The organism is Flavobacterium anhuiense, from assembly GCF_001705175.1.
In the GTDB taxonomy this organism is placed as follows: domain Bacteria; phylum Bacteroidota; class Bacteroidia; order Flavobacteriales; family Flavobacteriaceae; genus Flavobacterium; species Flavobacterium anhuiense.
In genome coordinates this window covers 1,109,834-1,133,717 of record NZ_CP016907.1, presented here as the reverse complement: position 1 = coordinate 1,133,717, position 23,884 = coordinate 1,109,834, and the positions used below count along the sequence as shown (strand labels likewise).

Sequence of the window (23,884 nt, the reverse complement as noted above, 5' to 3'; positions counted from 1 at the left end):
AACAAACTGATCGTAATAGATATGTATACATTTTCAAGTAAATTAAAAACTTTTTCTATCATCTTAATGGCCGTTGGTTTATTAGGAATTGGGTATGGTTTTTTAAGTGCACCAAAAGATATTCAAGAAGTTGAAAAAATACTAGCTGCAGATGAACATGGTTCGCATGGTGCTGCACATGAAGAAAAAGCGGAGGCATCTCACAAAGAAGCAGGTCATCATGAAGCTGCTGAAGCTGCACAGGACGCTCACAAGGGAGCTGCACATGCTGAAGTTTCTGGTGCAAATGAGCACGAAAAACATTTAGAGCACGTATTACACCAATTGCAAAATAAGCCTTGGTCTGCTGTTTATGTGGCTTGTATTTTCTTTTTACTGCTTTCAATGGGAGTTTTAGCCTTCTATGCTATCCAACAAGTTGCTCAAGCGGGTTGGTCTCCAGTTTTGTTTAGAGTTATGCAAGGTATCACAGCTTATTTACCAGCTGGTTCTGTTATCTTCTTTATCATATTAGTTTTATGCGGATTACACTTCAATCATATCTTTGTATGGTTAGGTGAAGGTGTAACAGATCCTAAAAACGCTAATTATGATGCAATTATTACTGGAAAATCTGGTTATTTAAATTTTCCTTTCTGGATTGTAAGAGCGGCTATCTTTTTATTAGGATGGAACTTATACCGTTATTATTCAAGAAAAAACTGTTTAGCGCAAGATGAGGCAAATGACGATCTTTACTACAAAAAGAACTTCAAAGCTTCAGCAGGATTCTTAGTATTTTTCATTGTTTCTGAATCTATCATGGCTTGGGATTGGATTATGTCTTTTGATCCGCACTGGTTTAGTACATTGTTTGCTTGGTATGTATTTGCTTCTTTCTTTGTAAGTGGTATTACAACTATTGCATTAGTAACAATTTATTTAAAATCTAAAGGATATTTAGAGTATGTAAATACAAGTCATATCCATGATTTAGCTAAGTTCATGTTTGGTATTAGTGTATTTTGGACTTATTTATGGTTCTCTCAATTCATGTTGATTTGGTACGCTAACATTCCAGAAGAGGTAACTTATTTTGTAACAAGAATTCAATTATATAACCTTCCTTTCTTTGGAGCGGTTGTTATGAACTTTGTTTTCCCATTATTAATATTAATCAATACTGACTTCAAACGTCTTAACTGGGTTGTTGTAATGGCTGGTATTGTAATATTATTAGGTCATTATGTTGATTTCTTTAATATGATTATGCCTGGAACAGTAGGAGACAAATGGTTTATTGGAGTTCCTGAAATTGCATCGATTCTTTTCTTCTTAGGTTTATTTATATTTGTTGTATTTACTGCATTAACTAAATCTCCTTTGCTAGCAAAAAGAAATCCTTTCATCGAAGAAAGTAAACATTTTCATTATTAATATTTAAAGAAGTAAACAGATGACAAGTTTGTTGGTAATTATAGTTTTAGTTTTATTAGCAGTTGCATTATGGCAATTGACGAAGATATTTGATCTTACTCAGGTAGGAGCTTCTTCTGATGATTCTCAGGTTGCATCGGATAATGACAATAACGTTCAGGGATATATTATGTTTGGCTTTTTAGCTTTCATTTATATATTTACGATTTATGGTTTACTAAAATGGGGTAATTTGGCACTTCATACTCCTGCTTCTGAGCATGGTAGTTTAGTAGATAATTTAATGAATATTACTTGGGTTTTAATTTTTATAGTTCAAGTAATTACACAAGGTTTGCTATACTGGTTTTCTTTTAAAAATAGAGGGAACAAAGATAGAAAAGCATTGTTCTTTGCTGATAGTAATAAACTAGAAGCAATCTGGAGTATTATTCCTTCAGTTGTTTTAGCTTGTTTAATTCTTTACGGATTATACGCTTGGAATAACATTATGTTCGTTGATAAAGATGAAGATGTAATTGAAATCGAATTATACGCTCAACAATTTAAATGGACTGCAAGATATGCTGGACAAGACAATGTTTTGGGGAAAGCTAACGTACGTTTAATTGAAGGTGTAAATACATTAGGAGTTGACATGTCTGATCCTAATGCTCAAGATGATATTGTAGTTTCAGAACTGCACATCCCTAAAGGTAAAAAAGTTCACTTTAAAATGCGTTCTCAGGATGTATTGCACTCTGCTTACTTCCCTCATTTTAGAGCACAAATGAACTGTGTTCCTGGTATGGTTACTGAATTTGCTTTCGTTCCAACTTATACTACTGCGGAATATAGAGAATTACCATTTATGGTTGAAAAAGTTGCAAACATTAACAAACTTAGAGCTGAAAGAAGCGCTGAGTTAGTTGCAAAAGGAGGTACGGCTTTGGATCCTTACACATTTGATTATTTATTATTATGTAATAAAATTTGTGGAGCTTCTCACTATAACATGCAAATGAAAGTGGTAGTTGATACTCCAGAAGATTACAAAAAATGGTTAAGTGAGAAAACTACTTTAGCTCAAGATATTAAAGCGGCAGCTGCTGCTGAGAAACCAGCTGAAGGAGCTGCACCAACTACAGATACTGCTGCAAAAGTAATTGACACTGTTAAAACGGTTGTTGATACTGTTAAAGCTGCTGTAGCTAAAGTTGCGATGAAATAATATTATTAAGAAAATTTAAAGTACAAATATATGTCAGCAGAAGCGCACGGTCACGATCACGGACACGATCACGAGCACGAACATCATCATAAAGACACGTTCATTACTAAATATATTTTTAGTATTGATCACAAAATGATTGCTAAACAATACTTGATTACTGGTATTGTTATGGGAGTAATTGGGATTGCAATGTCCTTGCTTTTCAGAATGCAGTTAGCGTGGCCAGAAGAGTCTTTCAAAATATTTAATGTTTTATTAGGAGATAAATTTGCACCTGATGGTGTAATGGCAAATGATATTTATCTGGCTTTAGTTACAATTCACGGTACCATCATGGTATTCTTTGTACTGACGGCAGGTTTGAGTGGAACATTCAGTAACTTATTGATTCCTCTTCAAATTGGAGCGAGAGATATGGCATCTGGATTTATGAATATGATTTCATACTGGTTGTTTTTCTTATCAGCAGTTGTAATGTTATGTTCTTTATTTGTTGAAGCTGGACCAGCATCTGCAGGATGGACAATTTACCCTCCTTTAAGTGCTTTACCACAAGCAATTCCTGGATCTGGAACTGGTATGACTTTATGGTTAGTATCTATGGCTATTTTCATTGCATCTTCTTTAATGGGATCTTTGAACTATATCGTTACTGTACTTAACTTAAGAACTAAAGGAATGTCTATGACCAGACTTCCTCTTACAATCTGGACATTTTTCGTAACAGCTATTATTGGTGTTATTTCATTCCCAGTATTATTATCAGCTGCTTTATTATTGATTTTTGATAGAAGTTTTGGTACTTCATTCTTTTTATCTGATATCTATATTGCTGGTGAAGTTTTGCACTATCAAGGAGGTTCTCCAGTATTATTCGAGCACTTATTCTGGTTCTTAGGTCACCCTGAGGTTTATATCGTAATCTTACCAGCGATGGGTCTTGTTTCAGAAATTATGGCTACAAATGCTCGTAAACCAATTTTCGGTTACAGAGCGATGATTATGTCAGTTCTTGCAATTGCATTCTTATCAACTATCGTTTGGGGTCACCACATGTTTATTTCAGGAATGAATCCTTTCTTAGGATCTGTATTTACTTTTACAACTTTATTGATTGCAATTCCATCTGCTGTAAAAGCATTTAACTGGATTACAACTTTATGGAAAGGTAACCTACAATTTAACCCTGCAATGTTATTCTCTATTGGAATGGTTTCTACTTTCATCACTGGAGGTTTAACAGGAATCATTTTAGGAGATAGTACATTAGATATTAACGTTCACGATACTTACTTCGTAATTGCTCACTTTCACTTAGTAATGGGTATCTCTGCACTTTACGGAATGTTTGCTGGTATTTACCACTGGTTCCCTAAAATGTATGGTAGAATGTTAAACAAAAACTTAGGTTACATCCACTTTTGGGTAACTGCAGTTTGTGCTTATGGAGTTTTCTTCCCAATGCACTTTATAGGATTAGCTGGTTTACCAAGACGTTACTATACTAATACAAACTTCCCATTATTTGATGATTTACAAAATGTGAATGTTTTAATTACAACATTTGCTCTTGTAGGAGGTGCGTTCCAATTAGTATTCTTATATAACTTCTTTAGCAGTATTTTCTACGGTAAAAAAGCGACTCAAAACCCATGGAAATCTACTACTTTAGAGTGGACTACTCCAGTTGAGCATATTCACGGAAACTGGCCAGGAGAAATTCCTCACGTATACCGTTGGCCGTATGACTACAGTAACCCTAATCACGATGTAGATTTTGTTCCTCAAAATGTACCAATGAAAGAAGGTGAAGAAGTTTTACACCACTAGAAATAATCAAAGGCTGTCAGAAATGACAGCCTTTTTTGTTTAGTTAAAGTTTTAATCGTTCAGTTTAACTATTTTAGAAACTGATTAGTTTATATATCTTTGTGGGATGAATGAAAATCTAGATCCTACTACTAAAGGATATAACTCAGAAGAGTTAGATCTTGAAAAAAGATTGCGTCCGCTGTCATTTGATGATTTTGCTGGGCAAGATCAAGTTTTGGAAAATTTGAAAGTGTTTGTTGCTGCAGCTAATCAACGTGGTGAAGCGCTTGATCATGCGCTTTTTCATGGTCCTCCAGGTTTAGGAAAAACTACTTTAGCGAATATCTTAGCCAACGAATTGCAGGTAGGCATTAAAATTACTTCTGGTCCAGTATTGGATAAGCCTGGTGATTTGGCTGGTTTGCTGACTAACTTAGACGAAAGAGATGTTTTGTTCATTGATGAAATTCATAGATTAAGTCCAGTTGTTGAGGAGTATTTGTACTCGGCAATGGAGGATTTCAAGATAGATATTATGATTGAATCTGGACCAAATGCAAGGACAGTTCAAATCAATTTGAATCCATTTACTTTGATTGGAGCGACAACGCGATCTGGATTACTAACAGCTCCAATGCGTGCCCGTTTCGGAATATCTTCCAGATTACAATATTATACTACTGAACTTTTAACTACAATTGTTGAGAGGAGTGCGTCTATATTAAAAATGCCTATTGATTTGGAAGCGGCAATTGAAATTGCAGGTAGAAGTCGTGGTACTCCTCGTATTGCAAATGCTTTATTGAGACGAGTACGTGATTTTGCTCAAATTAAAGGAAATGGAAGAATTGATTTAGAAATTTCCAGATACGCTTTAAAAGCGCTTAACGTAGATGCTCACGGTCTGGATGAAATGGATAATAAAATATTACTGACCATAATCAATAAATTCAAGGGAGGTCCAGTTGGACTTTCAACCTTGGCAACGGCCGTTAGTGAAAGTAGCGAAACCATCGAAGAGGTATACGAACCTTTTTTAATTCAAGAAGGATTTATAATGAGAACACCTCGTGGAAGAGAAGTTACGGATAAGGCTTATAAACATCTTGGTAAAGTAAATACAAATACTCAAGGAGAATTGTTTTAATACTGATAGAAATGTCTATAGGTAAAAAATATAATTATCCGCCTAAGCTCTCAATTTTAAGATTTTTTGTTGATGCAGAAGGAGTTCGTAGAAATCCGATACCTTATCATGAAAGATATTTTGAGCGTTTTGGAGATTCTTTTTCTATACGAATTGGAAAATCGAGACACATTATTTTGTCAAGGGACAATGAAGTGGCGCAATATATACTGCAAAAAAATCAGAGGAATTATTATAAATCCAAATTTCAATCTGTTTATCTTTCTAAATATTTAGGCAAAGGTCTTTTAACGGTTGATGGGGAATTTTGGCTGAAACAAAGAAGACTTATTCAACCTGCTTTTCATAAGCAAAAAATGAATCAGTTAGTTGATAACATGAAGCTAACTATAGTGTCTGAGCTAAAAGAAATTGTTACAGATAAAAAAGTTGATCTTTTTCCTATAATGAGTGAAGTAGCATTTAATGTTGTTGCTAAATCATTATTTCAATTTTCTATTGAAGAAGAAAAGCTTAATCGTATAAAATACATTATTGAAGCTGTTCAGAATTTTCTAATCAAAGAAATTAGATTACCCCATAAGGCATGGTGGTTTTCGATTAGTGGCCAAGTAAAAAAACACCTTCAGTTAGCAGAAGAAAACGATGAGATCATAAGAGGTATCATAGACGAAAGAGTTGCTTCTCAAAATGAAGTGAATGATTTGTTGAACATGCTTTTGGAAACCCGTTATGAAGATACTGGCGAAGGTATGTCTGTTGAGCAGCTAATAGATGAGATTAAAATTCTTTTTATAGCTGGACATGAAACAACTGCTAATGCTTTGACTTTTACATTGCAATTGCTAGGAAGTCATTTAGATGTGCAGCAAAAAGTATTTGAAGAAATCCTTAAAGTTGAATCGGAAAGTGAGGATGTTGTAGAGCAACTCCAAAAAATGACTTATATAAATGCAGTTTTGAATGAATCAATGCGTTTGTATCCGCCTGCTTGGATTACAGATCGTCAAAATGTTGACGATGATGTTTTAGGAAAGTTTACTATCAAAAAAGATACGCTCATTGGTGTTTCTTTTTATGAATTACATAGAAATCCGAAATATTGGGAGAATCCAGATCAATTCGACCCAAATCGTTTTTTAGGAGAGCAGAAGAAACATTCTATGCAATATTTTTATCCTTTTGGAGCAGGACCAAGAATGTGCATTGGTGCTGGTTTTGCTATCTATGAAATGTGCTTGGCTATTTCCTATATCATAAAAAAATATAAAGTTGTTTCAGTGCAAAATACAGTCAATTTTAATCCTTTGATTACCTTAAAGCCTGTTGGTGTTGAAGTTGTTTTTTCTGAAAGATGATTAATGCTAAAGAGAAATATTCGAAATTTATTAAAGAAGAAGCCAAAAGACTTGGATTTCTTTCTTGCGGTATTTCGAAAGCAGGTTTTTTGGAGCAAGAAGCTCCTCGACTTGAAAATTGGCTAAAAAATAATCGGAATGGTCAGATGGCGTATATGGAAAACCATTTTGACAAGCGTTTAGATCCGACTTTATTGGTTGATGATGGTAAAAGTGTTGTCTCGCTTTTACTGAATTATTATCCAGATTCTTTTCAAAATGATGAGAGTTTTAAGATTTCTAAATATGCCTACGGACAAGATTATCATTTTGTAATTAAAGATAAGCTGAAAGAACTTCTTCATTCTATTCAAGAAAATATTGGTGAAGTTTCTGGACGTGCTTTTGTTGATTCTGCACCTGTTTTGGATAAAGCTTGGGCGGCCAAAAGCGGTTTGGGCTGGATTGGAAAAAACAGCAATTTAATTACTCAAAAAGTTGGCTCATTTTATTTCATTGCCGAGCTTATTATTGATTTAGAATTAGAATACGATCATGCTGTAACAGATCATTGCGGTTCTTGTACCGCCTGTATCGATGCCTGTCCCACTCAGGCAATTGTAGCTCCTTACATTGTAGATGGAAGTAAGTGCATTTCGTACTATACCATCGAATTAAAAGAAAACCTTCCAGAAGAAATGAAAGGAAAATTTGATGAATGGATGTTTGGCTGTGATACCTGTCAAGATGTTTGTCCATGGAATCGATTTTCAAAACCACATTCAGAACCTTTGTTTAATCCGAATCCAGACTTGCTTTCTTTTACCAAAAAAGACTGGTTAGAAATTACAGAGGAAACTTTCAGAACAGTCTTTAAAAATTCCCCTATCAAAAGAACAAAATTTGACGGTTTAAAACGCAATATCAATTTTTTGAAATAGCATTTAGCTATTGATTGTTTTGTATTTATGTTGTTGATTTTCAGCGTATTCATTTAATGTGCCATTCTTTTTTTGGCTTTATTGTTTCTTACGTTAATTTACTTATTTGTCAACAAATTCTGTAAGAATTTTAAATTGTCATAATTATTTAAGAAAATTCAGCTATTTCATTATCAAATATTTATAAAAATTTGATTTTCAAGCGATGAACAATTGTTAAAAACTGTTGTTTGACGACTTTATGTGCACTTTGTCGAAATAATGATGTAAGGTTTCATTCCTCGATATACTTTCGCGCTTTCCAAATCTACGTAATTTAAAACCAAAGAGACTTTTTTAGTCTTTTTAATACAATGTAATGGTCTACATAATATCCTTTTTTTGTGTAAGTCTTAGAAAAACTTTTTCAAGTTTTTCAAAATCCAATTTGTTTTTTTTCACGTATCTCACACATATGCTAAAAACGATCATCCGTTTTTTAGTGTCCGAAATTTCTGTTCCACAAACACAAATCGTCTATGCGTAACTCTACTTTTTGTAAGTCTGGATTTTCTAGACTAATTTTTCTTATTGTTTTTTTATTACTAACGGTACACAGTGCTTCAGCTCAATTTTATACTAAGCATTACATTGCACCAGCACCTTGGCAATATTTCAGTAAAGCCAATGAAATTGTAATTTCTACAAATTCGCTTACCGAAATTGACATTACAGTCGCGAAAAGTGATGGTACAACAGTGACAACGTTGAAGGCTAAAAAAGGAAATCCAGCAGTTTATAGGTTTTCACTCTTAGCAAGAAATCTTCCTATGAATGCTTTGAATACTGTTCTTAACGGAGCAGGATTAATCGTAACAAGTACTGGGCCTACAGCTGTAAACTTGAGGAATATTGCTTCAGATGATTATAGTAATGATGAAAATAGAGATGCCAATATTAAAGGAAATGCAGCTCTGACAAGTTTTGGAGATGCTGGACTTGGAATAAGATTTAGGGTAGGCTACTATCGAGATGGATCATTGGGATCCTTTAGCACTTTTGGAGATCAAAGACCGATATATAGTATTATGGCTACAGCCAATAACACTACGATAAAAATTAATAATGCTGTTACAACTACACTAAATCAAGGTCAGAGCTATTTGTTTAAAGCTCCGATTGGAACATTAGTGGAGTCATCGAATCCGGCAGTTATGAATACGTCAGCAGCGATAGACATGCCTGGTGGTTGTGGAGATGGTGCTTTTAATCAAATTCCGCCCGAATCAGTATTAGGAACTGAATATTTTCTTGAAAGAGGAACAGGTAATGATACTGCTGAACAAACTACAGTTGTGGCTACAAAAGATGATACTAATATTACAGTGGAGAGTTACTCAACTACAGGAGTTTTAGTAAATAGAACAACTAAGAATTTAGCATTGGCCGGCTCTTTTTACACTTTTGTTAATGGTGTGCAAAATACAAATTTTACAGCTTCGAGAATTGTCGCAGATAAGAGAGTAGCAGTTTATTCAGGTACTGCACAAAATTGCGAAGTTGATATTTCGACAATTGCACCAGTATCAGAATGTGGTGGTTCAGAGTTTGTAGAAACTACCAAATTTAAAAGCTATAACTCATCTAATTTAGATTATTTTGGATATATTTTATTGAGAAGTGCTACTGAGGATGTTACAATTAATGGTGTAAAAACAACCAGCATATCTGGAGTTGGGGCTCGTTATCAGATTGGTTCTACAGGCTGGTACATAATAAATTTTAATAGTGAACAAATTGGAAGACCTGAAGTTCTTTCAATTGAGAGTAAAGCCAAACTTACCGTTTCTATCGTGCAGCAAGCAGGAGGTTTTTCGATGGCTGGTTTTTTCTCGACGTTTGCATCTCTACCAGAAGATCCTACTTTAACTTATATTGAAGGAGGTGGATGTACAAACAATACTGCCAAATTAACAACACAATCAGGTTTTGATCCTTATCAATGGTATTACAATGGCGTGGCAATTAGTGGAGCTAATTCTTCGACATATATTGCAACAAAGACAGGTAATTATTCAGTGTCTTATACATTGGCATGTGGAGCCCAAACCCCTTCTAAAACAGCTGCAGTAACTTTATGTACAGATTTAGGAATTACTAAAACAGTTGATAATGCAACGCCTTGTATTGGATCTAATGTAGAATTTACAGTTAAAGTTAGTAATTTGGGAGGAAACAATGTATCTGGAATCTCAGTAACCGATTTGCTTCCTTCTGGTTATACTTATGTTAGTTCAACACCATCAGTTGGAGTGTATGATTCAACAACAGGGATTTGGACGATTGGTGATGTAGAGGCTCAATCTTCAATGACATTAAAGATTGTTGCAACGGTGAATGCATCTGGAAATTATACCAATACAGCATCATTGCCAAATGGAGTAGATAACAATACAGCAAACAATTCTGCGAGTGCGGCGGTAAATCCAAAATCTGCGAATCTTGTTGTAACTAATCCAGCTTCAGTTTGTGCACCTTCGACTGTTAATTTGACAGCTTCTGCTGTGACAGCAGGAAGTTCTTCAAACCTAACACTTTCTTATTGGACAAACTCAGGTGCAACAACAGCATTATCTTCACCGAATGCTGTTACTGCTTCAGGAACTTATTACATAAAAGCAGTTTCTGCAGATGGATGTACATTTGTAAAACCAGTTATGGTGACAATTAATTCGCAACCATTAACTCCAAAAATTAATGGAAACGCGACATTGTGTGTAACTTCAGCTTCTACAGTTTTAAAGGCAGATAATACTGCCGCTTCATATAATGGAACTTCTTATTTATGGTCAACTGGTGCTACTACACAAAGTATAACGGTTACAACTGATGGAACATATACTCTTCAAATAGTAAATAGTTCAGGTTGCGTTAGTAATAGCTCAGCCCCTGTTACAGTTAATTTTTCGCCTGCACCTGCAACAACTGATCAGACATTTTGTTCTTCAGAGAATAAAACTGTAGGTGATTTGGCTGTAACAGGAAGTGCTATAAAATGGTATAGTAGTAATAGTAGTAATACTGCATTAGCATCAAATTTAGCATTGACTAATAACACAGATTATTATGCAAGTCAAACTTTAAATGGATGCGAAAGCTTAAGAACTAGAATACGAGTAACTGTAAATTCTAAATCCTCGGCTCCAGTTGCTGCTGCGTCACAATCATTTTGTGCTGCAGAGAATAGTAAAGTTCAAAATTTGCAAGCTACAGGAGCTAATCTAAAATGGTACAGTTCATCATCAGGAGGAACAGCACTTGCAATATCACAAGCTTTGAGTAATGGAGACTATTATGTTAGCCAAACAGCAAATAGTTGTGGGGAAAGTGAGAGAACGAAGGTTACCGTTACTATAAATTCTATACCTTCTGCACCAGCGGTTTCTTCTCAAGCATTTTGTGCAAATGATAATAAAAAAGTAAGCGATTTAATGCCTTCAGGAGCTACTTATAAATGGTATAGTGCCGCTACAGGAGGTACCTTATATGCAGGAACTGAAACATTATCATCGGGGAATTATTATGTAAGTCAAACAAATAGTTGCGGTGAGAGTGCAAGAACAGCTGTATCTGTAACAATAAATAATACGACTTCGCCAACAGCTTCAGCTCAAACTTTTTGCTCTGGAGAATTAAAAAAAGTAAGTGATTTATCTCCTTCAGGAGCATCATATAAATGGTATAATGCTAACACAGGCGGGACTTTGTACGGAGGAAATGAAACACTTGTAACAGGAACTTATTATGTAAGCCAAACAGCAAATGGATGTGAAAGTTTAAGAACAGCTGTAAATATAACTGTAAATCAAACTCCGGCGGCACCTGCAGCATCAGCACAGACTTTCTGTTCATCAGAAAATAAAAAAGTAAAAGATTTAGTTGCAACAGGATCTAACTTAAAATGGTATAATGCCAGTACGGGCGGTATACAATATTTAGGGGATGAAACTTTAATTTCAGGGAACTATTACGTAAGCCAAACACTTAATGGCTGTGAAAGCACAAGACTTTTAGTATCAGTTACTGTAAACCCTACACCTGTAGCACCTTCCATTTCAGCAGATGGAGCAACAACTTTCTGTCAAGGAGATAGTATAACTTTGACTTCTACGGGAGGAAGCAGTTATTTATGGTCAACAGGAGCAACAACACAATCAATTACTGTATCAGTTTCAGGAAATTATAGTGTTAAAGTATCTAATGCTTCAGGATGTTATAGTGCATTTTCAACAGCAACAACTGTTACGGTAAATGCTATACCATCAGCACCGACAGCTTCAGCTCAAACATTCTGTTCGTCGGACAATAAAAAAGTAGGCGATCTGTCTCCATCAGGAGCATCATATAAATGGTACAGCGCAAGCACAGGTGGGACTTTGTACACGGGAACAGAAACGCTTTCAACTGGGACCTATTACGTAAACCAGACTTTAAACGGATGCGAGAGTTCAAGAACTTCGGTATCGGTTACGGTAAATGCAACGCCATCTGCACCAACGGCTTCGGCTCAGACGTTCTGTTCAGCGGACAATAAAAAAGTAAGCGATCTGTCTCCATCGGGAGCATCGTATAAATGGTACAGCGCTAATACAGGCGGCACCCTATACACGGGAAGTGAAGCGCTTGCAACGGGAACGTATTACGTAAGCCAAACAATAAACGGATGCGAGAGCTCAAGAACTTCGGTATCGGTTACAGTGAATACTACCCCATCAGCACCGACAGCTTCTGCCCAAACGTTCTGTTCATCAGACAATAAAAAAGTAAGCGATCTGTCTCCATCAGGAGCATCATATAAATGGTACAGCGCCAGCACAGGCGGCACCTTGTACACGGGAACAGAAACGCTTTCAACTGGGACCTATTATGTAAGCCAGACTTTAAACGGATGCGAGAGTTCAAGAACTTCAGTATCGGTTACGGTAAATGCAACGCCATCAGCGCCGACGGCTTCGGCTCAGACGTTCTGTTCAGCGGACAATAAAAAAGTAAGCGATCTGTCTCCATCGGGAGCATCGTATAAATGGTACAGCGCTAATACAGGCGGCACCCTATACACGGGAAGTGAAGCGCTTGCAACGGGAACGTATTACGTAAGCCAAACAATAAACGGATGCGAGAGCTCAAGAACTTCGGTATCGGTTACAGTGAATACTACCCCATCAGCACCGACAGCTTCTGCCCAAACGTTCTGTTCATCAGACAATAAAAAAGTAAGCGATCTGTCTCCATCAGGAGCATCATATAAATGGTACAGCGCCAGCACAGGCGGCACCTTGTACACGGGAACAGAAACGCTTTCAACTGAGACCTATTACGTAAGCCAGACTTTAAACGGATGCGAGAGTTCAAGAACTTCAGTATCGGTTACGGTAAATGCAACGCCATCAGCGCCGACGGCTTCGGCTCAGACGTTCTGTTCGGCGGACAATAAAAAAGTAAGCGATCTGTCTCCATCGGGAGCATCGTATAAATGGTACAGCGCCAATACGGGCGGAACTTTATACGCAGGAACAGAAGCGCTTGCAACGGGAACGTATTACGTAAGCCAGACTTCAAACGGATGCGAGAGCTCAAGAACTTCAGTATCGGTTACGGTAAATGCAACGCCATCAGCACCAACAGCTTCAGCTCAAACATTCTGTTCATCGGACAATAAAAAAGTAGGCGACCTGTCTCCATCAGGAGCATCATATAAATGGTACAGCGCCAGCACAGGCGGCACTCTTTATGCAGGAACAGAAGCGGTTGCGACAGGAACGTATTACGTAAGCCAGACATCAAACGGATGCGAGAGTTCAAGAGCTTCAGTATCGGTTACGGTGAATACTACGCCGTCTACGGCAGTATTAAGTGCTATAACACAGCCAACATGTTTAGATGCGATGGGAAGTTTTACTATTAATAATTACAATTCAACTTATAATTACACAATAACTCCTTCAGCCGGAGTTACAAATAATGCAGGTACAATTACAGCACCTGCAGGAAGTTATACTATTTCTGTATCTTCTAATGGATGTTCTTCTGGCGATGTGAGTTTTGTTATTAAATCAATATTATGTGCTAATGATGATGATTTCGGAACAAAAACTTCGGGATCAGCATCGGCATCTATCGGAAATGTTAAAACAAACGACACTTTAGACGGTGCACCGGTTACGGTAGCCAATACTGTTGTTACGGCGGGCACATCAGGACCATTGAGTGTTGATGCAAACGGAGATGTAACTTTAGCAGCAAATACGCCAAGCGGAACATACAGCATTACCTACGAAATCTGCGAGAAAGATGCAAATCCATCAAACTGTAAAACAGCAGTTGCGGAAGTTAAAGTTGTAAACGGTCTAATTGCGGTTAACGATGATTTTGGTACAAAATCTTCGGGATCAGCATCGGCATCTATCGGAAATGTAAAAATAAATGACACTTTAAATGGTGCATCGGTTACTGCAGCCAATACAGTTGTTACGGCGGGTACATCGGGACCATTGAGTGTTGATGCAAACGGAGATGTAACTCTAGCGGCAAACACGCCAAGCGGAACTTACAGCATCACATATGAAATCTGTGAGAAAAACGCGAATCATGCAAACTGTAAAACAGCAACAGCGGAAGTTAAAGTTGTAAATACAATAGACGCAGTACTAGATGCTATTGATCCAATTAATGGAAATATAGGCGGAACAACGGTATCTGTAATAGGAAATGATACATTAAATGGAAAACAAGCTGCAATTGGAATCAATTCTGGAGAAGTTGCAATAAATATTGTTGGCACTTTACCATCAGGATTGACATTAAATGCAAATGGAACTATTACTGTTGCGCCAAATACGCCAAAAGGAAATTATAATGTAGAGTATAGAATTTGCGAAATAGACGCAGTTCCTGCTAATTGCGATTCAGTAACTATAACCGTACCGGTTACGGCAGGAAATCTTGTGGCAAATGCAGATGAAATTCCGTCAGTTTTAGGATCGAATGCTCCTCAGACATTAGGGAAAAATGTTTTTGACAATGACACTAAAAATGCTCAGCCATTAGATCCAGCAGATGTTACGCTGAAAACTACTGTGGCAGATCCGAAAGGATATCTGACTGTAGATGCCAATGGAAACATTGTTTTAGGAGCTAATCCTCCAGCAGGAACTTATGAATTGACTTATGAAATCTGCGAGAAATTAAATCCGGACAACTGCAGTTCAAATACTGTGAAGGTAACAGTTGGCACGCCGGTAATCGATGCGGTTGAAGATGTAATAACTCCAATAAACGGAAATATCGGAGGAACGACAATTTCATTGACAGCAAATGACAAATTAAACGGAAACCCTATTGCAGTTGGAACAGCAGCTGGAGAAGTTAATTTTGAAATCGTGGGAACGCTTCCGACAGGATTAGCTTTAAATTCAGATTACACGATTACAGTTGCGCCAAACACGCCAAAAGGAAATTACAATGTCGAATATAAAATCTGCGAAAACACTAATCCAGCAAACTGCGATTCAGTAATTATCACCGTACCGGTTACGGCAGGAAACCTTGTGGCAAATGCAGATGAAATTCCGTCAGTTTTAGGATCGAATGCTCCTCAGACATTAGGGAAAAATGTTTTTGACAATGACACTAAAAATGCCCAGCCTTTAAATCCATCGGATGTTACACTGAAAACTACGGTTGCAGATCCAAAAGGATATCTGACTGTTGATGCAAACGGAAACATTGTTTTGGGAGCCAATCCTCCAGCGGGAGATTACGAGCTGACTTATGAAATCTGCGAGAAATTGAACCCGGACAACTGCAGCTCAAATACTGTGAAAGTGACAGTTGGCACTCCAGTAATCGATGCGGTTGAAGATGTAATAACTCCAATAAACGGAAATATCGGAGGAACGACAATTTCATTGACAGCAAATGACAAATTAAACGGAAATCCAATCGTAGTTGGTACAGCAGCTGGAGAAGTTAAATTTGAAATTATCGGAACGCTTCCGACAGGTTTAACGTTAAATTCAGATTACACTATCACTGTTGCGCCAAATACGCCAAAAGGAAACTATAATGTAGAATATAAAATCTGCGAAAACACAAATCCAACAAACTGCGATTCAGTAATTATCACCGTACCGGTTACGGCAGGGAATCTGGTTGCAAATGCAGATGAAATTCCGTCAGTTTTAGGATCGAATGCTCCTCAGACATTAGGCAAAAATGTTTTTGATAATGACACTAAAAATGCTCAGCCATTAGATCCAGCAGATGTTACGCTGAAAACTACGGTTGCAGATCCAAAAGGATATCTGACTGTTGATGCAAACGGAAACATTGTTTTGGGAGCCAATCCTCCAGCGGGAGATTACGAGCTGACTTATGAAATCTGCGAGAAATTGAACCCGGACAACTGCAGCTCAAATACTGTGAAAGTGACAGTTGGCACTCCAGTAATCGATGCGGTTGAAGATGCGGTAGCTTCGATAAACGGAAATATCGGAGGGACAACAATTTCATTGACTGCAAATGATAAATTAAACGGAAGCCCAATCACAGTTGGAACGGCAGCAGGAGAAGTTAAGTTTGAAATTATCGGAACGCTTCCAGCGGGATTAGCTTTAAATTCAGATTATACGATTATAGTTGCGCCAAATACGCCAAAAGGAAACTATAATGTAGAATATAGAATCTGTGAAAACACAAATCCAGCAAACTGCGATTCAGTAATTATCACCGTACCGGTTACGGCAGGGAATCTGGTTGCAAATGCAGATGAAATTCCGTCAGTTTTAGGATCGAATGCTCCTCAGACATTAGGGAAAAATGTTTTTGACAATGACACTAAAAATGCCCAGCCTTTAAATCCATCGGATGTTACTCTGAAAACTACGGTTGCAGATCCAAAAGGATATCTGACTGTAGATGCAAACGGAAACATTGTTTTAGGGGCAAATCCTCCAGCGGGAAATTATGAGCTGACTTATGAAATCTGCGAGAAATTAAATCCGGACAACTGCAGCTCAAATACTGTGAAGGTAACGGTAGGAGCTCCAGTAATCGATGCGGTTGAAGATGCGGTAGCTTCGATAAACGGAAATATCGGAGGAAAAACAATTTCATTAATTGCAAATGATAAATTAAACGGAAGCCCAATCACAGTTGGAACAGCAGCAGGAGAAGTTAAGTTTGAAATTATCGGAACGCTTCCAGCGGGATTAACTTTAAATTCAGATTACACTATCACTGTTGCACCAAATACGCCAGCTGCGGATTATAATGTGGAGTATAAAATCTGTGAAAACACAAATCCAACAAATTGTGATTCTGTAATTACAATAATAAAAGTTACAGGTGGAAATCTTATAGCGAATGAAGATCTTGTGCCGGCAGTTGGAGTAAACGTTCCGCAGAAAGTAATCAACGTTTTTGAGAATGATACTAAAGATGGAAATAAATTAGTGCCATCTGATGTAGATCTTAAAGTAACTCAAGCAGATCCAAAAGGATACTTAACTGTTGATGCAGACGGAAATGTTGTACTAGCACCTAATGCGCCTGCAGGAGAGTATGAATTGACATACAATATATGCGAAAAATTAAATCCAAATAACTGTGATTCAAATGTTGTAAAAGTTACCGTAACAGAACCAAAAATGACAGTAGTTGCAAATAGCTATTGCTCAAACAATGTTCCTTATGTTAATTATACTGTTACGCCAGACAATTTCACGACAAATAACTTATTAACAGTTAAATGGATTGATAGTAATAATAATGTTGTGGCAACTCAGACAAATCTGCCATTAAGCGGAAACATTTTATGGCCGGGAGCTGAGATTGATAGCAAACAAAATGGAACAGATTGGCCAGGATGGATTTTAGATAACGGAATATGGGCAGAAGGAGCAGACGGATTTGAGGCTACCAGAAATGGAGTAAAAATTCAGTTTTCATTAAATCCGACAGTTACAGTTTCTGTGGCTTATCCGCCAGCAACGCCAGATTGTAATGCGCGTCCAACATTTAGCATTAAAGCAAATAATGATGAAGCAGGACCTATAAATGTGAAAAAAGGAGCAAATGCTACGATTAATATTTTTGAAAATGACTTATTAAATGGAGCAAAAATAAAAGCTTCAGATGTTATTTTATCAGTACCGGTTGTGCATCCAAATATTTCATTGAATGCAGACGGTTCAATCAACATCGCTGCAAATACAGCAGATGGAGTTTACGAATTGACTTATCAGATTTGTGAAGCTGCAAATATATCAAATTGCAGTCAAGCAGTAATTAAGATTATAGTAGACAATGTTGTAGATCCAGCTACGCCGACAGATAACAAAATTACTCTGAACAATGATAGTGATGTTAGTGCCGACGGAATTAACGGTTCATTAGAATTTGTAAATGTTTTAGACAATGACTTGATAAACGGTAAGCCAATAAATCCTGCAGATGTTACAATTAAACCTGTAACAGAAAGTCCATATTTTGAATGGAATGCTGACGGAACAGTAAATGTTAAGCCAAACACACCAGGAGGAAATTATCCGTTGACTTATCAGGTTTGTGAAAAAGCTAATGGTACAAATTGTTCAACAGCCGTATTAAATGTTTTTGTTGAAGTGCCAGCTATTTCGGTTATCAAAACAGCGGTTTTCAATGACGAAAATAAGAGCGGTTTTGCAAATGCAGGAGAAACCATTACATACAAATTTACAGTAACCAATACAGGAAATGTGCCTTTAGTTGGAATCACAATAAACGATCCATTGCCAGGAGTTGTAGTTTCAGGACAAGCAATTAATTTGGGTGTAAACGAATCTAATGAAACGAATTTCACAGCGATTTACAAAATCACTCAAGAAGATATTAATCGAGGCAGTGTGAGTAATCAGGCAACCGTAAAAGGAAGCAGTGTAAGAGGAGTTGTAGTTGAAGATCAGTCAGACGATGCAAGCAATAGCGGAGATAGTCCAACAGTCTTGGACTTAAACGGATGTTCTATTAAAGTAATGAATGCTTTCTCTCCAAACGGAGACAGCAAGAATGCGAGATTCTACATCAGAGGAATAGAATGTTATCCAGACAATACGGTTGAAATTTATAACCGTTGGGGAGTTTTGGTTTTCAGTATAGATCAGTATAACAATAATGATAGAGTTTTTGTCGGATATTCTAACGGACGTTCTACAATCAAACAAACAGATGGTCTTCCAGTTGGAACGTATTTCTATATCTTAAAATACAAAGACAACGCTCAGAAGTCTCACCAAGAATCTGGTTACTTATACCTTAATAAATAAAATGGAATACGGCTTAGGTAAAGCTAAGCCGTTCTAAAACTTAATAAATGAAAAAGTTAATTTTAGTTTTTATGTTTTTTTCGATTGTGTCCAATGCGCAGCAAGATGCGCAGTACACGCAATACATGTACAACACAATCGAAGTCAATCCAGCGTATGCAGGTTCAAGAGGAGCTTTAAGCGTTTTTGGTTTATATCGTACACAATGGATTGGACTTGACGGAGCGCCAGAAACGAGCACATTTTCGGTTAATACACCTTTAAAAAATAGCGATTTAGGACTTGGAGTTTCTTTGGTAAATGATAAAATTGGACCAACCGTAGAGAATACTTTATCGGCAGATTTGTCTTATACGATTCCAACTTCAGAATCATGGAATTTGTCTTTTGGTATAAAAGGAACAGCCAATCTTTTCAATATCGATATTAATAAATTGAGCTATGAAGATCAAGATGATCCGCAATTTCAGAATCTAAAAAATAAATTTTCACCAAACGTTGGAGCTGGAATTTATTATCATTCAGACAGAGCTTACATCGGATTATCGGTTCCTAATTTTATAGAAACAAATCGTTATGATTCAAATGACGTGGCTATTTTTAAAGATAAAATCAATTATTATTTAATAGCAGGTTACGTATTTAATTTGGATCGTTTAGAATACATAAAATTCAAACCGGCTTTAATGGCCAAAATGGTAGAAGGAGCACCTTTGCAAGTAGATGTTTCGGGAAACTTCATGTTCAATGATAAATTCGTTTTAGGACTTGCTTACCGTTGGAGTGCCTCTGTTAGTGCTATGGCAGGATTTCAAGTGACAAAAGGAATGTATATAGGTTATGGTTACGATCATGAAACTACACAGTTAAGAAAATACAATTCTGGATCTCATGAGATTTTCTTAAGATTCGAATTCTTCAATAATTACAATAAAATGATATCCCCAAGATTCTTTTAATACAACCTATGAAAGCTATAAAATTAATTTTGATCTTTTTACTGTCTAGTTTTATTTCAAATGTGAATGCACAAAACCCATTCACGAACATGAACATAAAATATGCAGATAAAAAATACGAAGAGTACGCTTACGCGGATGCCATAAAAGTTTACGAGAGTTTGGTAACTGAGCAGACTACCGATCAAGGAATAATTCAGCGTTTGGCAAATTCATATTATTTTAATGGAGAACTAAAAAGCGCATTAAAATGGTATGAGCAATTATTTATAATAAACGAAAACCAAGATGCTGAATATTTATATCGATATGCACAATCATTAAAATCAGCTGGAGATTATCGTAAGTCTGATGAGATTTTACAGAAATTCAATCATAAGGCAAGTGCAGAAAAAAGAGCAGATTTAATCAGAAGTGATAAAAACTATCTAGAAGATATCAAAGAAAACTCAGGCCGATTTCAAATAGCCGATGCAGGAGTCAATTCTAGATATTCAGATTACGGAAGCGTTGTTTACAATAACAAAATTGTTTTTACTTCTGCGCGCGATACGGGCGGAGTTGTGAAATCCAATTTTCAATGGACAAACAGATCGTTTTCTAGATTGTACACAGCCGATTTAATGCCAGACGGAAGCGTTGGAAAACCAGAGCTTTTAGTAAAAAGGAAAAAAGACAATTTCAATGAGTCAAGTCCGATTTTTACAAAAGATGGACGTACGATGTATTTCACGCGAAATAATTTTACAGACGGTAAAAGAAGAAGCAATGATAAAAACGTAACGCTTCTTAAATTGTACAAAGCAGAACTTATCGATAACACATGGCAAAATGTAAAAGAACTTCCGTTCAACAGCGACCAATATAGTACGGCGCATCCAGCTTTAAGTGTGGACGAAAAAACGTTGTATTTCGCATCAGATATGCCGGGAACGTTAGGGCAGTCTGATATTTATAAAGTTGCAATCAATCAAGATGGAACTTTTGGTACGCCAGAAAATTTAGGGCCAGCAATTAATACGGAAGGAAGAGAAACTTTTCCGTTCATTTCTGGAGAAAACGAATTGTATTTTGCTTCTGACGGACGTCCAGGCTTAGGCGGATTGGATATTTTTGCTTCTCGTATAAAAGCAAACGGAACTTTTGATGACGTTTTAAATGTTGGAGAACCTGTAAACAGCAAGCAAGACGATTTTGCTTTTAGCATTGACAGTAAAAGCAGAAGCGGTTATTTTTCTTCAAACAGAGAAAACGGACTAGGTTTAGATGATATTTATAGATTTACAGAAACAAGAAGATTAATCTGCGAACAAAACTTATCTGGAACGGTTACCGATGCAGAAACAAATGAAATCTTAGCAAATACATCTCTGACTTTGTTTAACGAAAAATTTGATCCAGTAGGAACAATCACTACAGACGAAAAAGGAAATTACATTTTTCCTGATTTAAGATGCGGTAAAAAATATACTATTAGAACGGCTAAAAACGATTATAATGCCAAAGAAGTTTTGGTAGCAATCCTTAAAGAAAAAGGAGAAACTACTCAAATGATTGCATTAAATAAAGTATTTAAGCCACTTGCGGCAAAAACTGTAGCGATCAAAAAAACGACAATCAGTCCTGTTAAAGTAGGTTCTATAAGAGTAGGAGTAGATATTGCAAAATTGCTAAACCTGCCTATGAATTTCTTTGATTTGGGTAAAGCAACCATCAAGAAAACATCAGAACCGCAATTAATGAAAGTGGTCAATCTTTTAAATGAATATCCAGCCATGAAACTAGATATTCGTTCGCATACAGACAGCCGTTCTTCTTCAGAAAGCAATCAGATTCTTTCGGAGAAAAGAGCACAGTCAACTAAAAATTGGTTGATTCAAAAAGGAATTAGCGAAGACAGACTAACTGCAAAAGGTTATGGCGAAACGCAATTAGTAAATAAATGTGCTGATGGTGTAAAATGTACAGAAAAACAACACATGCAAAATAGACGAAGCGAGTTTATTATTGTATCGATGTAAAAATCATTTCTTTATAAATTACAAAAAACCTTTTCTAAATTTTAGAAAAGGTTTTTTTGTTTAGAAATAATCCCTACGGGATAATGGATGGGTGGTGTGATTTTTTTTTTTTTTTCTACCGATCAGTCACTCCTAGCGGAGTGGGTTTCGAATTATATATAATGTGTGAAAAAAACACTCCGCTAGGAGTGACTGATTGGTAGAATGCAAATGTTTATCCGTATTTATAATGTCCCGTAGGGACATTTGATTGGTTAATAAAATCAGTGAAATAATGTTTTATTTATGAATTAATACAATTAGAATCGTTCATTACTATTTCATTAATCTCACTTAAAAATTCAAATTCATCCAAAGGAATTAATTGCAATATAGTTTCTAATATTAAACTCACATTTATAGACTGTTTTTTATTATTCTCTAAAAAATTATGAGCGTTTTGATCTAAAGCCAAAATACACATTTTCAGCATGTCGGAAATGAAATAACCCATTTCAGAATAATTTTGAAATTTAATCTGAGCAACATTTGAATCGGTTTTATCATTTGCTGGTTTTAAAGTATGAAAATATAAAGTGGTTAATTTTTTTAGATTATCTAAATTTTTGATTTCGGTCGCTTCCATAATAATGTTTAGTATTTCTATGATGAAATTCAAATGTACGAAAAACTTTAAATAACATACTATAGTATGTTAAAAATAATAAATAGAAAACGCAAATTGTCTGAAATTAAAAGAAGTGGAGCAGTCAGAAGAATTAAAGCGTTTAGGAGCTCGAATTAAAGAGCTTAGAAATGCCAAAGGATTATCACAAGCTAAACTAGGATTGTTGATATTGAAAGATCAACAATCTATACATAAAGTTGAAGCAGGTGAATTTAATCCTACTTATATTTATTTACTTGCACTGGCTAAAGGGTTAGAAATTTCAATAAGTGAATTGCTTGATTTTTAATCTAAAATATTATTTCCTTGATTCCCAGTAGGCTATAGTATCGTTAATGGTCAAAAAATGAAAAAAACTCCGCTAGGAGTTTCTGGTTGGTAAAAGTTAAAAAATCTAATTTTCCTCAAAAAACAATTCTAAACAAATTCATTCTTTACACTATAATTTTGAAAATTTAAATTTTGATGTATTATGTTTAAAATGAATTGGTTATGATTTTAAAAAATCGATTTCGTTGCAGATTGTGTTGGTTTTTGTTTTAACTTTATAAATCTAAAAATTTTTCATTATGACTGTAGATCAAATACTTAAAGCAAAAGGAAGAAATGTTTATTCTATTTTCTCCAATTTAACGGTTTATGATGCGTTAAAAGTTATGGGAGAAAAAAACATTGGGGCAATTTTAGTGATGGATGATAATGTTTTAAAAGGAATATTATCGGAGAGAGATTACGCCCGAAAAATTGTACTGAAAGATAAATCTTCAAAAGAAACTTTTGTTCATGAGATTATGGAAAGTCATGTTTTTACAGTAAAACTTTCAGATAATCTTGAAGATTGTATGGAACTTATGAGCGAAAAAAGAATAAGACACTTGCCTGTTTTAGAAGACGGAAATGTGGTTGGAGTCATTTCAATTAGCGATGTAGTGAAGGCAATTATAGAAATTCAGAAAGACACAATCAACCATTTGAATTCTTATATTTCTCAATAAAGCATACCTAAAAACGATAAAAATTCAAACGAGT

General features: G+C 36.0%; 12 protein-coding genes. 11 read left to right on the top strand and 1 reads right to left on the bottom strand.

Annotation, left to right across the window (positions count from 1 at the left end; all coding sequences use genetic code 11):
- Positions 1-21 precede the first annotated feature (21 nt).
- The 9 genes from BB050_RS04770 to BB050_RS04730 all read left to right on the top strand — a co-directional run bounded on the left by BB050_RS04770 (position 22) and on the right by BB050_RS04730 (position 22,188).
- Positions 22-1,416: a quinol:cytochrome C oxidoreductase gene (locus tag BB050_RS04770; protein WP_066035098.1), complete on the top strand. Its 1,395-nt coding sequence runs from the start codon at positions 22-24 to the stop codon at positions 1,414-1,416.
- A gap of 19 nt (positions 1,417-1,435) precedes the next feature.
- The gene (locus BB050_RS04765; protein WP_066032796.1) at positions 1,436-2,626 is read left to right on the top strand and encodes a cytochrome c oxidase subunit II; all 1,191 of its coding nucleotides are present in this window, start codon (positions 1,436-1,438) and stop codon (positions 2,624-2,626) included.
- Between the two features lie 30 nt (positions 2,627-2,656).
- Positions 2,657-4,459 carry a cytochrome c oxidase subunit I gene (locus tag BB050_RS04760; RefSeq protein ID WP_008466848.1) on the top strand — a complete coding sequence of 601 codons (1,803 nt, stop codon included), beginning with the start codon at positions 2,657-2,659 and terminating at the stop codon, positions 4,457-4,459.
- Positions 4,460-4,565: 106 nt separating this feature from the next.
- Positions 4,566-5,588: a Holliday junction branch migration DNA helicase RuvB gene (gene ruvB, locus BB050_RS04755; RefSeq protein ID WP_008466849.1), complete on the top strand. Its 1,023-nt coding sequence runs from the start codon at positions 4,566-4,568 to the stop codon at positions 5,586-5,588.
- Between the two features lie 11 nt (positions 5,589-5,599).
- The gene (locus BB050_RS04750; RefSeq protein ID WP_066032795.1) at positions 5,600-6,946 is read left to right on the top strand and encodes a cytochrome P450; all 1,347 of its coding nucleotides are present in this window, start codon (positions 5,600-5,602) and stop codon (positions 6,944-6,946) included.
- On the top strand, positions 6,943-7,866 hold the full coding sequence (gene queG, locus BB050_RS04745) for a tRNA epoxyqueuosine(34) reductase QueG (protein ID WP_066032794.1): 924 nt from the start codon (positions 6,943-6,945) through the stop codon (positions 7,864-7,866). The genes BB050_RS04750 and queG overlap by 4 nt, the downstream gene beginning before the upstream one ends.
- Before the next feature lie 518 nt (positions 7,867-8,384).
- Complete coding sequence (locus BB050_RS04740; RefSeq protein ID WP_066032793.1) at positions 8,385-19,208, top strand: Ig-like domain-containing protein; 10,824 nt, start codon at positions 8,385-8,387, stop codon at positions 19,206-19,208.
- Positions 19,209-19,255: 47 nt separating this feature from the next.
- On the top strand, positions 19,256-20,167 hold the full coding sequence (locus BB050_RS04735) for a PorP/SprF family type IX secretion system membrane protein (RefSeq protein ID WP_066032792.1): 912 nt from the start codon (positions 19,256-19,258) through the stop codon (positions 20,165-20,167).
- Between the two features lie 8 nt (positions 20,168-20,175).
- Complete coding sequence (locus BB050_RS04730; RefSeq protein ID WP_066032791.1) at positions 20,176-22,188, top strand: OmpA family protein; 2,013 nt, start codon at positions 20,176-20,178, stop codon at positions 22,186-22,188.
- 283 nt (positions 22,189-22,471) lie between these two features.
- Here BB050_RS04730 and BB050_RS04725 read toward each other — a convergent pair whose 3' ends face one another.
- On the bottom strand, positions 22,472-22,813 hold the full coding sequence (locus BB050_RS04725; RefSeq protein ID WP_008467381.1) for a hypothetical protein: 342 nt from the start codon (positions 22,811-22,813) through the stop codon (positions 22,472-22,474).
- A 115-nt stretch (positions 22,814-22,928) separates the two neighbouring features.
- On the opposite strand from BB050_RS04725, the gene BB050_RS04720 reads away from it, so the two are divergent.
- Together BB050_RS04720 and BB050_RS04715 are read left to right on the top strand one after the other, a co-directional pair.
- Positions 22,929-23,144: a helix-turn-helix domain-containing protein gene (locus BB050_RS04720; protein WP_008467378.1), complete on the top strand. Its 216-nt coding sequence runs from the start codon at positions 22,929-22,931 to the stop codon at positions 23,142-23,144.
- Between the two features lie 280 nt (positions 23,145-23,424).
- Positions 23,425-23,850 carry a CBS domain-containing protein gene (locus BB050_RS04715; RefSeq protein ID WP_008467377.1) on the top strand — a complete coding sequence of 142 codons (426 nt, stop codon included), beginning with the start codon at positions 23,425-23,427 and terminating at the stop codon, positions 23,848-23,850.
- The last annotated feature ends 34 nt before the right edge of the window (positions 23,851-23,884 follow it).

Coding starts and splice junctions, on each gene's coding strand:
- BB050_RS04770 (WP_066035098.1), top strand. CDS start 22: ATGTATACATTTTCAAGTAAATTAAAAACTTTTTCTATCATCTTAATG.
- BB050_RS04765 (WP_066032796.1), top strand. CDS start 1,436: ATGACAAGTTTGTTGGTAATTATAGTTTTAGTTTTATTAGCAGTTGCA.
- BB050_RS04760 (WP_008466848.1), top strand. CDS start 2,657: ATGTCAGCAGAAGCGCACGGTCACGATCACGGACACGATCACGAGCAC.
- ruvB (WP_008466849.1), top strand. CDS start 4,566: ATGAATGAAAATCTAGATCCTACTACTAAAGGATATAACTCAGAAGAG.
- BB050_RS04750 (WP_066032795.1), top strand. CDS start 5,600: ATGTCTATAGGTAAAAAATATAATTATCCGCCTAAGCTCTCAATTTTA.
- queG (WP_066032794.1), top strand. CDS start 6,943: ATGATTAATGCTAAAGAGAAATATTCGAAATTTATTAAAGAAGAAGCC.
- BB050_RS04740 (WP_066032793.1), top strand. CDS start 8,385: ATGCGTAACTCTACTTTTTGTAAGTCTGGATTTTCTAGACTAATTTTT.
- BB050_RS04735 (WP_066032792.1), top strand. CDS start 19,256: ATGAAAAAGTTAATTTTAGTTTTTATGTTTTTTTCGATTGTGTCCAAT.
- BB050_RS04730 (WP_066032791.1), top strand. CDS start 20,176: ATGAAAGCTATAAAATTAATTTTGATCTTTTTACTGTCTAGTTTTATT.
- BB050_RS04725 (WP_008467381.1), bottom strand. CDS start 22,813: ATGGAAGCGACCGAAATCAAAAATTTAGATAATCTAAAAAAATTAACC.
- BB050_RS04715 (WP_008467377.1), top strand. CDS start 23,425: ATGACTGTAGATCAAATACTTAAAGCAAAAGGAAGAAATGTTTATTCT.